The organism is Micromonospora sp. NPDC002411 (assembly GCF_053592955.1).
On sequence record NZ_JBSFBM010000185.1, the window covers coordinates 1 to 13,583 of the forward strand.

Sequence of the window (13,583 nt, forward strand, 5' to 3'; positions counted from 1 at the left end):
TATTCGGTACCGCTGGCGTCGGCGTGCACCTCGGCCCTGCGCTCGCCGACCCGCAGCTCACGGCCGTTCTCGTCGTCGCGGACGGCGGCCCACCGGTCACCGGCCCGCAACTGCGACCAGTACTCACCGGTGTCGTCTGCCCGCAGCGGTGGCCCGGACTGCGGCGCGGCGGCGTTCGCCCGGTCACGCTGCTCCGACCAGCCGCGATCGTCGGGGCTGTCCCAGGAGCGTGAGGCGGGCCCCTCCGGCGTGCGATGCGACCGGGCCACAGCAGACTCGTCGGCGTGGGCGTACGCGTCGCGCGGATCGGTCCACTCCGGCTCGTCAGGGCGGCCCGTCCAGCCCGACTCGCTCTCCTCGAAGTCCGGAGTGCGCCGCTCGGCGCCCCGGCTCCACTCCTGCGCCGGCGGGGTCCACTGCCCGGCGTACCCGCCGCCGCCGTAGCGCGCTGCGGGCTCAGGGTGCCCGCCGTCCACCACCGTGTGCCGGGTGGTGACGTGCACGGTCTCGGTGTGCCGGACGACGCCGGCCGGCCGGTGTCCGGGTTCGGGGCGGTCGTGCTCCCGGGGGCGGGCTGAGCCGTACGCGGTGCCGGCCGACCGTTCCGCGCCGTACATCCCGGCGGCGGCCGGCGGTTCGACGGCCTCCCTCGGGTACGCCGACTCGTCGTGGGCCACCCGCTCGGGGCGAGCCCGTCGGGGTGCGTCGTCCGGGGCGGAGACCCGGGCACGGCCCGCTGGCGCGTCACCCGGCGCCTGGACCCGGCTGCGGGCCACCGGCACCTCGTCCACGGGCGGCTCACCGGCCGGCACCCGCGCCCGCCCGGCACCCGCCGGATCGCCAGCGGGAACGGCACCGGCGAGGGCGGCACCGCTGGCGTCGAGACGGCGGCGGATCGCGCCGATCCCCTCCTGAGCCCGTTGCGCCTGGTCAAGCGCCTGGTTACCGCGCTGGGCTGCGGCCACGATCTCGGCGCGCAATTCCCGGCGGAGTTCCTCGACTTCTTCCAGCAACTCGTCGGCCCGCGCCCAGGCGCCCTCCGCGTCGGGGCGCAGCGCGATGGAGAGACCGATCAGCACCACAGCGACGATGGCGAGCACCGCGGCGAAGCGCAGCGGGCCGTTGCCGTCGGCGACCAGCAGGATCAGTGCCGCCACCGGCGCCAGGGCGACGCCCGCCCAGAAGAGCATGGTCAGCAGCGGTGGTTGACGCCGGGTGTCAGGGGTGGCCGGGGCTGGCATGGCTGTGCAGCCTACCGAGGAGATCCGCCGGAGGGAACGGGGTCCCGGACGCGAGGACGCCCCCGCCCGGTCGGGGCGGGGGCGTCCTCAGCACCTCAGGAAATGCTCAACTCGTCGCGAACGCGCCGTCCGACGAGAAGATCAGACCCACGCTGATGGAGCCGTCGCGCAGACCGCTCTTGGTCAGCGGCCCGCCCTGGTCCAGAGAGGAGAACTTGCCCACCGACAGCCCGTACGTCTTCTCCAGGCCGGGCTTGCAGAACGGGCGCTGCTCGCACTCCGGCGGGCCACCCAGCACCGTCGCGCTGCCGGAGCACTTCGCGGCCAGCTCGGACAGGGTGCGCACGCCGTACTTGTCGGCGAAGGCCTGGGTCACCGCGAAGGCGTTCTGGTCCTGCGCGGCGGCCGGGGCACCGAAGGTGATGCCTGCCTTGTCGCCCTCGGCCTTAAGCGCGGTCACCGTCGTGTTGATGTCCGGCGAGGAGACCGGCTGGGCGTTCTGACCGTTGGCCTTCGTGTTGAGGAACTCGGCCATCGTCGCCGCGTACTCCGGGACGACCTGGATCTCGCCCTTCTCCAGCGCCGGCTCGTAGAGCTCCCGGTTGCCGATCTGCTGCACCTTGACCTGGTAGCCGGCGGCGGTGAGCGCGATCCGGTACAGCTCGCCCAGGATCTGGCTCTCGGCGAAGTTGCCGGCCCCCACCGTGATGTCGCCGCCCGGGCCCTTGGCGATGCCCGCGGTGAGGTTGTTGGCCGTCGCGAACTCCTCGGCCGCCACCTTCGGGGTCTTACGCTCGTCGTTCACGGCCTTGTTGAGCTGGATCAGCTTCGGGGTGTCCAGCGCCGCGGAGACCTTGTCCAGTGCGGCGATCAGCTGCGGGTTGGCGGCCTTGCTGTTGACCGCCGGGATGACGTTGTCGGAGTTCTGGAGCTTCTTGTCGTCCTGCAGGGCGATGAGCTGCTGACCGGCGACCGGGGCGCAGCCGGCGCCGGAGGCACCGGTTGCGGGTGCGTCGGTGCCGGACGAGCCGGCACCACCGCAGCCGGTGAGGAGTGCCGCCCCGGCGACGGCGCTGACCGCGCCGATGGCCAGACGTGTGCGTGCGCGCATGTGCCCGCCTTCCGTGTCCCGGCGCGACCCGTCTCGGGCCGGCCGCGTGTCCGACGGGCGATCCTGACTGTCGGCCGCCCGCGAATATCCACCCAACATGGTCCGGAAGCGACCGACAACCTGAGGTGGACTTCGTCACCGCATCGTCACCGATCGGCCCACCGTCGGCCGCCCGCTCGACGCGGGGCTCACCCGGACGAGTCAGCGGGTCAGGCGCGTCCGGTGGCGTCGGCTGGCCGGGGCCGGGCCGCGCCCTGCCGCCCGCGCCGCAGTGGACGTGGGGTGACCAGCCGTTCGACGCCCCCCAGAACGACCTCGGCCAGCAGCGCCAGGCCGGCCACCAGCACACCGCCGGCGACGATCTGCCCGCCGCCGGCCGCGATACCGATGCCGAAGCCGGTCCGGATGATCTGACCGAGGCCACCACCGTTGACGAAGGACGCCAGCGCCGCCGTCGCGATCACCTGGACCGCGGCTGTCCGGAAACCGGCCGCCAGGTAGGGCACCGCGAGCGGCAGCTCGACGCGACGCAGCAGCTGCCCGCCGGACAGGCCCATCCCCCGGGCCGCGTCGCGGGTCTCCGGGTCCACCTGCCGCACCCCGGTGTACGCGTTGGCGAGCAGCGGTGGCACGGCGAAGACGGCCAGCGCCACCACGACCGGCGTACGCCCGAAGCCGCTGGCGAAGACCACCGGCAGGATGGTCAGCAGCGCCAGGGTGGGGATCGCCAGTGTGGCGTTCGACACCAGCACCACCAGGCCGCCACCCCGACCGACGTGCCCGAGCCAGAGGCCGAGCGGCCAGGCCACCAGGCAGCCGAGCGCCACCGCCAGGGCGGAGATGGTCAGGTGCTCGCCGAGGCGGTCCAGCATGCCCCCGGGGTTGGTCCAGTTCAGCGGGTCGTTGATCCAGACGATGGCCTGGCTGATCGGGTTCTCCGCGACGCTCACCGTGCCCTCCGGGTGGACCAGGGGGTCACCAGTCGGGCGACCAGGACGAGCAGCAGGTCGAGCACTACCGCGAGCGCCACACACAGCAGCGCGGCGGTCATGATCTCGGCCTTGTAGAGGTTGTTCTGGAAGCCCGCGAAGATCAACTGCCCGAGACCGCCGTGCCCGACCAGCACCCCGACCGTGACCAACGCCACCGTCGAGACGGTCGCCAGCCGGACGCCGGTCACGATGCCCGGCAGGGCCAGTGGCAGGTCGATCCGGAACAGCCGGCCCCACCGCCCGTAGCCCATGCCCTCGGCGGCCTCGCCGACCTCCGGAGGCACCTGGTTGAGCCCGGCCACCATGTTGCGCACAATCAGCAGCAGCGCGTAGAGGACGAGCCCGACCAGCACCGTCGTCGTACCGGTGCCCAGGTAGGGGGCGATGAACGCGAAGAGCGCCAACGACGGGATGGTGTAGACGACCCCGCTGACGGCGAGGATCGGCCCCGCGAGCGGACGGAACCAGTACGCCAGAACGGACAGCGGCAGGGCGATCAGCACCGCGATCAACACCGCGCGCCCGGTGAGGGAGGCGTGTTCGCGCACCGCGGCGAGGATCGTGTCAGAGTTGTCCCGCACGTACTGCCAGGAGAACCAGGGGTTACCCGGGTCGGCCCGGTAGCTCAGGCGGAAGGACATACGTGGACGTTACCCCGGAGGCTGCCGACGTGGCCGAATCCCCTCGTGCGGCGTCAATCTCCCTGCAGGGCATCCAGAAGCGCTACCCGAACGGCACCGAGGCCGTCCGGGACCTCAGCCTGGACGTCCGGGCCGGCGAGCTGGTGGTGCTGATCGGCCCGTCCGGCTGCGGCAAGTCGACAGTGCTGCGCATGATCAATCGTCTGATCGAGCCGACCGACGGCCGGATCATGCTCGGCGACGAGGACGTCACCGACGTCGACCCGGTGCGGCTACGCCGCCGAATCGGGTACGTGATCCAGAACGTCGGCCTCTTTCCACACCAGACGGTCCGGGCCAACGTGGCCACCGTGCCGGGGCTGCTCCGATGGCCCAAGAGCCGGACGAAGGCGCGGGTCGACGAACTGCTCGACCTGGTCGGGCTGGACCCGACCCAGTTCGGCGGTCGCTACCCGAACGAACTGTCCGGCGGCCAGCGGCAGCGGGTCGGGGTGGCGCGTGCCCTCGCCGCCGACCCGGTGGTCCTGCTGATGGACGAGCCGTTCTCAGCCGTCGACCCGATCGTGCGGGCCCGCCTCCAGGAGGAGTTCCTCCGCCTCCAGGCAGAGGTCCGCAAGACGATCGTGCTGGTCACCCACGACCTCGACGAGGCCGTCCGGCTCGGCGACCGGATCGCTGTGCTCTCCGGGGGCGGGCACCTGGAGCAGTACGACACGCCGGCCGCGTTGCTCGGCGCGCCCGCCACCCCATTCGTACGCGAGTTCGTCGGCGCCGACCGGGGCATCCGCCGGCTGGCGGTCACCCCACTCGACCTGGAGTCACTGGAGCCGGTGTCCGGCGACGCTGCGGCCGACCTGCCCACCGTCGCACTGGACGGCTCCGCGTACGACGCGTTGGCGGTGCTGCTCACCTCGGGGCGGGACCAGCTCGTGGTGACCGACGCCGGGCGGCCGGTGGGCACGCTCACCCGACAGCGCCTGCTCGACCTCGGCCGCACGACGAACTGACCCGACGCCGACCGGGCCTCCGGGCCGACCAGTCCCGGGCTGGCCGGCGTCGGGTCAGGCGCGGCCGCCGAGGCTGGCGGTGCCGATGATCCAGCCGGTGAGGAAGCCGTAGCCGGCACCCGTGCTGGCGTCCTGCATGGCGCCCAGCAGGGACGGGGTGGGGCCGAGCAGCGCCGCGAGCACGGCCGCGAGCCCGGCGGCCAGCACGTACGCGGCCCAGCCGGAGAAGAACTGGCTGATCGAGCCGGGCACCCGGGCCACCTGGGCGGCGGGCAGCAGGTAGAGCAGACCCACAGCGAGGACCACCACCAGCACGGCTCGCAGGTCGGCGGCGAACAACCCGCCGGCCTGCCCGTCCGCGTCGAGCCGCCACGCCGGCCACGCGAGCAGGCGCACGTAGAACGCAGCGGCGGACTGCGGGTCGGTCTGCGTGGCGGCCCAGCCGGTGAAAGCCGGGCTGCCAGCGATGCCGACCAGCAGCAACACGGCGAGCGCGCCGGTGCCGGCCGCCGTGCCGTAACGACCGACCGGACCAGAACGGTGCAGGAGCGACGCGAAACGCCCAGACCCCGAACCGGTAGCTCGGGCCGACCTGGGCTGCCCCGAGCGGCTCAGTGCTTCATCAGGTAGTCGATGAAGGCGGCCCGCAGCAACGGCGCCGACTCCTCGTACCCGTGACCGGTCAGCTCCCGCCACAGCGCGTTGGCCTCGTCGATCGTCGGGCCGATCGAGTTCGGCGCGCCGTCCAGGACCGTGGCCTCGTCCGCGTTCGGCAGGTGTCGTATCACCGACCAGTAGAACCCGACGTCGCGACGCTCCCGGGCCAGGGCGAACGCCCGCTCCCGCAGCTCCTCGGTGGGCAACGCGTCAAGCTCCTCGAAGGAGGTTCCGCCGGGGGTGGCGGCAGGTGTGTCGGTCATGCCGCCGAGCCTAACCGTCGAGATCAGCCCCGGCTCGGCGGACGCGACGCGACGCCTGTCACCGCTCGTCGGTGTCCCAGCGGCGCGGGCCGTCCTCCCAACGCGGATCCCGCCACGGGTCGACCGGTTGGGGCGCGGCGGGAGTCGGCAGCGTCGGGGGCCAGTTGTCGACCGGTTGGGACTGCGGCATGGTCCAGCCCGTGCTGATCGTGCCGTCGTTGACCGGCTCGGGCTTGTCGATGCTGCCCGGCCGGGGTCGTCCGAACGTCTCGACCAGCCGGGTGACCAGCAGTCCGACGCCGAGCACCGCCCCACCGACCGCCCAGTTGCTCAGCGTCCAACCGCGCTCCGGCGCGTACGTCTGGAAGAGGGTGACCACACCGACCGCAAGCAGCGTGCCGAACACGCCGCCCCGTCGGCCGTAGGCGCTGGTGCCCGCGAGCAGGGTCACCCCCACCGCCAGCACCGTCCAGTCGAGGCCCGAGGTGGGCGCGACGAGTTCGGGGCCGTTCGCCGCGAGCAGCACACCGGCGAGGGCCGCCAGCACGCTGGAACCGACCAACGCGACAGCGGTGACCACGGCGGCCAGCGTGCCCCGCCGTCGGGCCGGGTCGGATATCGGCCGGTACCTGCCGACCAGCCGCCGGATGGCCCGGATGGCACCGAACAACCCGCCGAGGACGGCCACCGCGGCGAAGCCGGCGAAGAGGTATCCGGCGCTGCGCCCCGGGTCGTAGTCGCCCTGCACCAGCACGGGCGCCGAACGCCGTTCGATGTACACCACCACGCCGGCCGCGCCGGCCAGGCTGGCAGCCCAGCCAGGCACGTGCAGCACCACCACGACCAGCGCCAGCGCGAGCCCGCCGAGCGCGGCGATCGCCACGGCCGGGCCGACCGACGCCAGCAGACCCCGATCGCCCTGCTCGGCGTAGTGCAGGGCAGCGGCGACGGCGATCGGCCCCACGGCCAGGTTCGGTGCCGCCGTACGCAGGCTCAGCCCGGCGGCCAGCGCGAGCAGTCCCAATCCGACCGCGGCCACCAGCAACGTCCGCAGGTTGCCGCCGCGCAGAGCGGCCGGATCGTCCTGCCAGAGCAGCCAGCCCAGGGCAGCCAGCCCGGCCAACAGCAGGAGCTCCCACCCCAGATGTACGCCGATCCGGTCCCGGCCGGGTTCACCATGGGTGGGGTCGTCGAAGACGTTCTCCAGTACGGCGGCGGGCACCCCGGACGAGGGTTCCGCCGACCGTTCCCGGCCCACTTCTTCGTACCCCATGACGCCGCCTCCCAGTGGCCGGCCGTCCCCGGTCCGGCGCGCGGACGAACCGTGGGTGGCCCTTGCTCCCCGATCGCAGGCACCGTACCCGCGCCCGCAGCCGGGCGTAACCCCCTGCTCAGCGCTGGCCGGGGCGGCTGTCCCGTGGGTCCTGCTCGCGGTCGTCGTCCGGACGCTCCGGCACCCGGCAGGAGCGCTCCAGCCACAGCGCGGCACCGACCAGAGCCAGCGAGGCGAGCAGTCCTCCGCCCGCCGCCGGACGATCGTCCATGGCGGCACGGGTGGTCTCCACGAAGAGCCACCCGGTGAGCCCCGCGTAGAAACCGGCGAAAATGGCCGCAGCCAGTGCCGACGCCTTGGCCAGCACCACGAAACGGGCGACCAGCAGCGGGTTGACCGGGTCCCGGCCGGGCTTGCGCTCGATCCGGCCCCGGGTGTTGATCGCGGCGTACGCCTCGAGCACCGCCAGCCCGGCCAGCGTCACCACCGGCAGCCAGGGCAGCCGGGGGATGCCGCTGTAGTAGAGGCTGCTGATCAGCAGCCAGGCAACCGCCGCCGCGGCCAGGGCGGCCACGACGAGGGTCGAGATCCGGGTGGGGCCCATCCGGGACCGATCCGGGCCCGGTGGTGGGGACTTCGCCTGCGTCATGCCGGCCGGCTCCGCTCGGTCATGCCGTCGACTCTAACGCCAACTCCGGTCGGGGACGCAGTTCCAGCGCCTCGTCCGCCGCGGGACCGGTGGTCAGCAGGTCGGTCAGCCACCCGTGACCGGGCAGCCGACCGTATGGCTGGATGTCGATCCACGGTCGCAACACGAACGCGCGCAGGTGCGCTCGCGGATGCGGCAGGGTCAGCTCCGGGTCGTCGCTGAGCACCGGCTCGTCGTCGTCACCCCACACGGCGATCACGTCCACGTCGAGGGTGCGCGGGCCGAACCGCCGCTGCGGGTCACGCACGCGCCCGGCCGCGCGCTCCGCGTCCCGGGCCCGCTCCAGCCAGTCGCGCGGGGTCGCGCTCCCGTCCTGGACCAGCACCACCGCGTTGAGGTACGCGGGCTGGTCGGCGTCGCCCCACGGTGGAGTCTCGTACACCCCGGAGAGCACGAGTACGGCGTCGCCGAGCGTGGCGACGGCCGTGCGCAGGTGTTCCAGACGGTCGCCCAGGTTGCTGCCCAGCGACAAGACGGCCCTGGTCATCGGGCCCGCGTCCGGGTCATGGTGACGGCCACGTCGGTGAAGGTGTGCGGCACCGGCGCCTCCGGTTTGTGGACGGTGATCGTGGCGGTGGCGACCCGCTCGTCGGCCAGGCAGACGGCGAGGAGGCGGTCCGCGAGAGTCTCGATCAGGTTGACCGGCTCACCGGTCACCACGGCGACCAGGCGTTCGGCCAACTCCCCGTAGTGGACGGTGTCGGTGACGTCGTCGCTGGCGGCGGCCGGTGCGAGGTCCATCTCCAGGACGGCGTCGACGACGAAGTCCTGCCCCTGCGCCCGCTCGAAGTCGTACACCCCGTGCCGGCCACGAGCCCGCAGGCCGGTCAGCTGGATCCGGTCCGTGCTCATCGCCGTGCCTCCTGCTGCTGGGTCTCTCGGGCCTGGACCACCTGTTCCTGGCCGGGCGTGGCGGTCAGGCGCGGGCTGCCGGTCGCGACCCAGACGGCGAGCGCGTCGGTGGTGGCCTGCACGTCGTGCACGCGTACGCCCCAGGCGCCGGCGGCGACCGCCAGCACACTGGTGGCCACTGTCGCCGCCTCCCGCTGGGCGGTCGGCCGGGGCGTGCCGTCCGGGGCGGCGAGCAGTCCGCCGAGGTACGACTTGCGGCTGGCGCCGAAGAGCAGCGGGTAGCCGAGGTCCAGCAGCTCCGGCAGTCGGGCGCTGAGCTCCCAGTTGTGCGCGGCCGTCTTGGCGAAGCCGAGGCCGGGGTCGACGACGAGGCGCTCGGCGGCCACCCCGGCGGCCAGCGCCGCGTCGACGCGTTGGGTCAGCTCGGCCCGCACATCGGCCACCACGTCGGTGTAGGTCGCCAGCTCACGCATCTGACGGGAGTGGCCCCGCCAGTGCATCAACACCCAGGGACAGTCCGCGTCACGGACCACGCGGGCCATGTCCGGGTCGGCGAGCCCGCCGGAGACGTCGTTGACCACCGCTGCGCCAGCGGCCAGGGCGGCCTCCGCCACCCGTGCTCGGCTGGTGTCGATGCTGACCACGACGCCGGCGGCGGTCAGCTCCCGGATGACCGGCAACACCCGATCGACCTCGGTGGCGGCGTCGATCCGCTCGGCACCCGGGCGGGTCGACTCGCCGCCGATGTCCACCAGGTGCGCGCCAGCGTCGCGCAGACGGACGCCGTGTCCGACGGCGGCGTCGAGGTCGGCGTACCGTCCGCCGTCGGAGAAGGAGTCCGGTGTGACGTTGAGGACGCCCATCACCACCGGGCCCGGAGCCCGCACCAGATCGGTCACGACTAGACGGTACCGGTCGCGGCAGCGGTGCCCGCCGACCCGGGTCGGCCTCGCACCACCACCCCTGACGTGCTCGTTAGAACAGGTGTACGATCGGTCATTCGGGCAGCATCGGGCAGGCCCTTCGCGGCTTGTCGCAATCCGGGGCGGCCCGTACGCTTTGGAATTGGCCAGCATCGAGATGGCGAAGCTTGGAGGGAGGGCCGAAGCGGGGGAAAACCGCCCAAACCTCGCCACGCTCTGTGGTGAGTAACGAACACAGGGTCAAGAACGCTGCGCCCTGTGGAGCACTTTTCCCGCCAGGTTCGCCTATTGCACCGCAGCGGCACCGCCGGCCGCGCTATGGGGAGGTTCCAGTGATCGCCTTCGAGCTCATGGAGACGGCGTCGTCCGGCGTCGCCCACGCGCTCTCCACCCTGGCGTCGGCTCCGCTCGCCGAGCCGGCACCGAAGGGGATCGACACCAACAGTGTCGTCACCTTCTTCGCCAGCAAGATCGCGCCGATCCTGCTCGCCGTCCTCGGCGTCATCTTCATCGGTCGTGCCAGCCGGGGCGAGATCTCCAAGGTGCTGACCAGCTCCGCGATCGCCATCGTCGGCCTCGCCTTCATCGCTGGCGCGGCAACGCTCTTCTTCGTCGGCGATTACCTGATCGACCTGATCTTCGAATAGGCGCGTTCACCAGATGCGGCTGCGCACCGACGACGACATCTACCGGGCCCGCCTGGTCTACCTCGGGCCGCCCGGTTACACCCTTCCGGTCCACCTGCCCTACGCCCAGTACGGGCTCTTCATGCTGCTGGTCCCCCTCTACATGTTCATCCACTGGCTGTTCACGTTGACGGTCGAGCTCTTCCCAGCCTGGGAGATCGCGCTCGCCATCGTGACCACGTCGTTCATCTTCCGGCACGTCGACCCCGATCGGCCGGCGCGGGTGGTCATCCGCACCGCGCTGACCGACTGGCGACGCACCCGGGAGCCGGCGGTCGAGCAGCGCGATCCGCGTCTGGTCGGCAGCCGGATCAGGATCCGGGAGGAGCTGGCATGACCGGGCGTACGCCGATTGGTCCACCGCAGCAGGCGGGCAGCAGGGTGTCGACAGTCGGTAGGGCGGTCGCATGAGTCGCTCGTCCACGCCGGGTCCCCCGGCCGGCCGCCCGGCCGTGCCGGCAGGTCACCGTGCGCAGTCATTCGACTACACCGACGACGAGGACGAGGTCGCGCTCGATCCCGCGTTGGTGACGTCGCCCGGCCACGGCGCGGTCGGTGTGTTCCAGGCGCCCCGCCCGGTCCCTCGTCGGACGCCCCCCGCCGAGCCGAGCGCGGTCTCCGCCGGCGAGAACGCCGACATCGACTCGCCCTTCCTGGACCTGTTCGGTGGCTCCCGGCCCGGCCAACGAGCCGTCTCGGCCGGCCCGAGCACACGGGAGCAGGTGGCGATCCCGCAGCAGCAACCGCCTGCGGCCGGTCCGACACCAGCTCGACCGGTTCCCGAACTGGAACCACCGTGGACCCCCGACGACCAGCCCGGCAACGGCGGCCGGCGCGTCGAGCCTCGGCACGGCGGCTACCCGGGCAACGAGTCGCGGGTGCCGCACCAGGCCGGCGATCGACTGCCGATGCTCCGGCCGACCGACGAGCCCCACCCGGTCGCCGAGGGCGCACCGGTGTCGAGGCCCCTCGGTCCGGCGACCCGCCCACCCGAGAGCACGCCACCCGCCCGGCCGACGGCGACGTCGGGTCGACCGACGGCACCTGTGGAACGACCTCCGGCCCCCACCCCACCGGCAGATCGGCCAACCGCCCCCGTCGAGCATCCGGCCAGCGCCACTCCGATGGACCGGCCAGCTCTGGAGCGGCCCCAACGCCGCGCCAATGGCGCGGATCGGCCCAAGGGAGTCGGCAAGGAGGTCGCCCCGCCCCGGGGACGCGCCGCCAGCCGCCAGGACCGTCCGACGAAGCCGACCCGCATCCGCGCGCCGAAGATCAAGTTCGGCGATCGGGACCCCTCGGTCGAACTGGCCATCACCGAGATCGCCGGTCACCTCACCTTCACCCCCAACACGGTCACCGCCTGGTACTGGCTGCCCGAGGTCCGCTGGGCATTCCGGCCGGACGCCGAACGCGAGGCGCTCCTGTCGGCGATCTCCGAGCAGTACGCCGGCCTCGCCGGCTTCCGGCTGCACCTCCGCCGCACCACCCGGCCATTCCCCGCCGACGAGTGGGCACGCACCATCGACGCCCATACCGCCGCACCGCTCGCCGACGTTCCCGGCACCACCGGCTGGGCCGATCACCTGGTCGCCGCCCAACGGCACCTGATGGCGGTCAACCACGCCGAGGGCCAGACCTACCTGGGCGTCACCTTCGCCCGCCGGTCCCTCGGCGACTCCCTCACCGAACGGATGCTGCGCACCTTCGGTCGCGGCACCGCCGAGGGCGAACGCCGCAAGCTAGGCCGCACCGTCGAACAGTTCGACGAGGTGCTCGGTGCCTTCGGCATGCGGGGCCGACGGGTCACCGCACAGGAGTTGGAATGGTTGCTCTACCGCTCGGTGGCACTGTGCATGGCACCCCCCGGCACCCTCTCGCCGGTCACCGACGGGCGCTGGGAACGCGGTGACCTGCTCGCCCTGACCGAGCAGGTGGAGCGCTACCGCACCCCGTACGGCTCGACCGTCAAGCTGGTCAACCGGATGACCGGCGAGGAACGGCACGTGGCCGTGCTCGCGGTCGGCCGGATGGAGCCGCTGGAGATCCCGGAACGGCACGAGCCCTGGCTGCACTTCCACGAGCGGCTGCCCTGGCCGATGGAGATCTCCACCCGCGTCGACATCCTCGGCTCCGGCGACTCCTTCCGTAACCTCGAACACCGGCTGCGGATGATCCGCTCGCAACAGCTCGACTACGCCGAGCACGGCATCGACGCACCCCCGGAGCTGGAGCGGCTCGCCAAGCGCGCGCTGGTCATCGGCGACGAGATGACCACCGGCCTGCCGGTCGACTCGGCCCGTGCACACGGCTGGCACCGGATCGCTGTCGGCGGCCGGACCAGGGAGGAATGCCTGGAACGGGCCCGCCGGCTCATCCAGCTCTACTCCCGGGAACTGCGCATCTCGCTGCAACACCCGAAGAACCAGGACTGGCTGGCCCGCGAGTTCATCCCCGGCGAGCCGATCGCCAACACCGGGTACGTCCGGCGTATGCCGGTGCCGTTGCTCGCAGCCGCGCTCCCCCAGGCCGCATCGAACGTGGGCGACCGGCGCGGCGACCTGATCGGTCGGACCGCCGGCACCTGCCGCCGCCCGGTCTTCCTCGACCTACACTTCCCCATGGAGGTCCGGGAACGCTCCGGCCTCGCGGTCTTCGTCGCCGAACCGGGTGGTGGCAAGTCGACACTGCTCGGCGCCCTGGGTTACCTGGCCGCCCGCAGGGGTGTCCAGGTGACCTTGCTCGACCCGTCCGGGCCGCTGGCCCGCCTCTGCTCGATGCCCGAGCTGCGGCCGTACTCCCGGGTGTTGAACCTGACCGGCTCGGAGCACGGCACCCTGGCGCCCTACTCGCTCATCCCGACGCCGCTGCGCACCGAGTTCGGCACCGGGGCCGCCGGTGACCGCGAGTTCGAGATCGCGGTCTCCAACGCGCGGGCCGAGCGGCGGATGCTGGTCCAGGACATCTGCATGATGCTCGTTCCGCCGCAGGTGGCCAGGGAGGCGTCCACCGCCACCCTGTTCCGGCACGCCGTCCGCCAGGTTCCCGCCGAGGAGACGTCCACCCTCGACGACGTCGTGAGCTGCCTCGGGCGCCTCGACGACGACGCCGGCAAGGAACTGGCCAACCTCCTGCTGGACACGGCCGAGATGCCCCTGGCCATGCTCTTCTTCGGCCGTCCCCCGGAAGGGCTGCTCGGCGCCGACGCCGCACTCACCGTGATCACCA

The 13,583-nt window shown here is 72.6% G+C and carries 14 protein-coding genes and 1 pseudogene; 4 read left to right on the plus strand and 11 right to left on the minus strand.

Annotated features, from left to right (window positions below; all coding sequences use genetic code 11):
• From ACWCO3_RS21365 to ACWCO3_RS21380, 4 genes and pseudogenes are all read right to left on the minus strand, one after another.
• Window positions 1-1,241 (minus strand): annotated as a pseudogene (locus ACWCO3_RS21365) (hypothetical protein); the annotation flags it as partial.
• Between the two features lie 106 nt (window positions 1,242-1,347).
• Window positions 1,348-2,352 (minus strand): glycine betaine ABC transporter substrate-binding protein, encoded by a 1,005-nt coding sequence (locus ACWCO3_RS21370; protein WP_450011622.1) that lies wholly within the window; start codon window positions 2,350-2,352, stop codon window positions 1,348-1,350.
• Between the two features lie 209 nt (window positions 2,353-2,561).
• The gene (locus ACWCO3_RS21375; RefSeq protein ID WP_145778603.1) at window positions 2,562-3,302 is read right to left on the minus strand and encodes an ABC transporter permease; all 741 of its coding nucleotides are present in this window, start codon (window positions 3,300-3,302) and stop codon (window positions 2,562-2,564) included.
• Window positions 3,299-3,985 carry an ABC transporter permease gene (locus tag ACWCO3_RS21380; RefSeq protein ID WP_145778602.1) on the minus strand — a complete coding sequence of 229 codons (687 nt, stop codon included), beginning with the start codon at window positions 3,983-3,985 and terminating at the stop codon, window positions 3,299-3,301. Before ACWCO3_RS21380 ends, ACWCO3_RS21375 begins: the two co-directional genes overlap by 4 nt.
• Before the next feature lie 2 nt (window positions 3,986-3,987).
• Between ACWCO3_RS21380 and ACWCO3_RS21385 the strand changes: the two genes are divergently transcribed.
• Window positions 3,988-4,992: an ABC transporter ATP-binding protein gene (locus ACWCO3_RS21385; protein ID WP_145778601.1), complete on the plus strand. Its 1,005-nt coding sequence runs from the start codon at window positions 3,988-3,990 to the stop codon at window positions 4,990-4,992.
• A 54-nt stretch (window positions 4,993-5,046) separates the two neighbouring features.
• Here the strand turns inward: ACWCO3_RS21385 and ACWCO3_RS21390 are convergent, their stop codons facing one another.
• The 7 genes from ACWCO3_RS21390 to folP all read right to left on the minus strand — a co-directional run bounded on the left by ACWCO3_RS21390 (window position 5,047) and on the right by folP (window position 9,645).
• A complete protein-coding gene (locus ACWCO3_RS21390) occupies window positions 5,047-5,478 on the minus strand; it encodes a hypothetical protein (protein ID WP_358163364.1) in 432 nt (143 codons plus the stop codon).
• A 125-nt stretch (window positions 5,479-5,603) separates the two neighbouring features.
• A complete protein-coding gene (locus tag ACWCO3_RS21395) occupies window positions 5,604-5,912 on the minus strand; it encodes a hypothetical protein (RefSeq protein ID WP_088987292.1) in 309 nt (102 codons plus the stop codon).
• A 58-nt stretch (window positions 5,913-5,970) separates the two neighbouring features.
• Window positions 5,971-7,185: an ABC transporter permease gene (locus ACWCO3_RS21400; RefSeq protein WP_450011625.1), complete on the minus strand. Its 1,215-nt coding sequence runs from the start codon at window positions 7,183-7,185 to the stop codon at window positions 5,971-5,973.
• A 118-nt stretch (window positions 7,186-7,303) separates the two neighbouring features.
• Window positions 7,304-7,834, minus strand: coding sequence for a DUF3180 domain-containing protein (locus tag ACWCO3_RS21405; RefSeq protein WP_358163362.1), 531 nt, complete (start codon window positions 7,832-7,834; stop codon window positions 7,304-7,306).
• A gap of 19 nt (window positions 7,835-7,853) precedes the next feature.
• Window positions 7,854-8,381, minus strand: a complete 528-nt coding sequence (folK, locus tag ACWCO3_RS21410) for a 2-amino-4-hydroxy-6-hydroxymethyldihydropteridine diphosphokinase (RefSeq protein WP_145778598.1) — start codon at window positions 8,379-8,381, stop codon at window positions 7,854-7,856.
• On the minus strand, window positions 8,378-8,746 hold the full coding sequence (gene folB, locus ACWCO3_RS21415; protein ID WP_278142987.1) for a dihydroneopterin aldolase: 369 nt from the start codon (window positions 8,744-8,746) through the stop codon (window positions 8,378-8,380). The genes folK and folB overlap by 4 nt, the downstream gene beginning before the upstream one ends.
• Window positions 8,743-9,645: a dihydropteroate synthase gene (folP, locus tag ACWCO3_RS21420; protein WP_357840871.1), complete on the minus strand. Its 903-nt coding sequence runs from the start codon at window positions 9,643-9,645 to the stop codon at window positions 8,743-8,745. Before folP ends, folB begins: the two co-directional genes overlap by 4 nt.
• Before the next feature lie 356 nt (window positions 9,646-10,001).
• Here folP and ACWCO3_RS21425 point away from each other — a divergent pair, with 356 nt between their 5' ends.
• The 3 genes from ACWCO3_RS21425 to ACWCO3_RS21435 all read left to right on the plus strand — a co-directional run.
• Window positions 10,002-10,316, plus strand: coding sequence for a hypothetical protein (locus ACWCO3_RS21425; protein WP_030327982.1), 315 nt, complete (start codon window positions 10,002-10,004; stop codon window positions 10,314-10,316).
• Between the two features lie 13 nt (window positions 10,317-10,329).
• On the plus strand, window positions 10,330-10,692 hold the full coding sequence (locus ACWCO3_RS21430; protein WP_053654782.1) for a hypothetical protein: 363 nt from the start codon (window positions 10,330-10,332) through the stop codon (window positions 10,690-10,692).
• A 70-nt stretch (window positions 10,693-10,762) separates the two neighbouring features.
• A partial coding sequence (locus ACWCO3_RS21435; protein WP_450011629.1) for an ATP-binding protein occupies window positions 10,763-13,583 on the plus strand: 2,821 nt, incomplete at its 3' end.

Bases quoted from the DNA above. Each gene is read 5' to 3' on its own strand.
- ACWCO3_RS21400 (WP_450011625.1), bottom strand. From the start codon at position 7,185: ATGGGGTACGAAGAAGTGGGCCGGGAACGGTCGGCGGAACCCTCGTCC.
- folB (WP_278142987.1), bottom strand. From the start codon at position 8,746: ATGAGCACGGACCGGATCCAGCTGACCGGCCTGCGGGCTCGTGGCCGG.
- ACWCO3_RS21395 (WP_088987292.1), bottom strand. From the start codon at position 5,912: ATGACCGACACACCTGCCGCCACCCCCGGCGGAACCTCCTTCGAGGAG.
- ACWCO3_RS21405 (WP_358163362.1), bottom strand. From the start codon at position 7,834: ATGACGCAGGCGAAGTCCCCACCACCGGGCCCGGATCGGTCCCGGATG.
- ACWCO3_RS21430 (WP_053654782.1), top strand. From the start codon at position 10,330: ATGCGGCTGCGCACCGACGACGACATCTACCGGGCCCGCCTGGTCTAC.
- ACWCO3_RS21380 (WP_145778602.1), bottom strand. From the start codon at position 3,985: ATGTCCTTCCGCCTGAGCTACCGGGCCGACCCGGGTAACCCCTGGTTC.
- ACWCO3_RS21370 (WP_450011622.1), bottom strand. From the start codon at position 2,352: ATGCGCGCACGCACACGTCTGGCCATCGGCGCGGTCAGCGCCGTCGCC.
- folK (WP_145778598.1), bottom strand. From the start codon at position 8,381: ATGACCAGGGCCGTCTTGTCGCTGGGCAGCAACCTGGGCGACCGTCTG.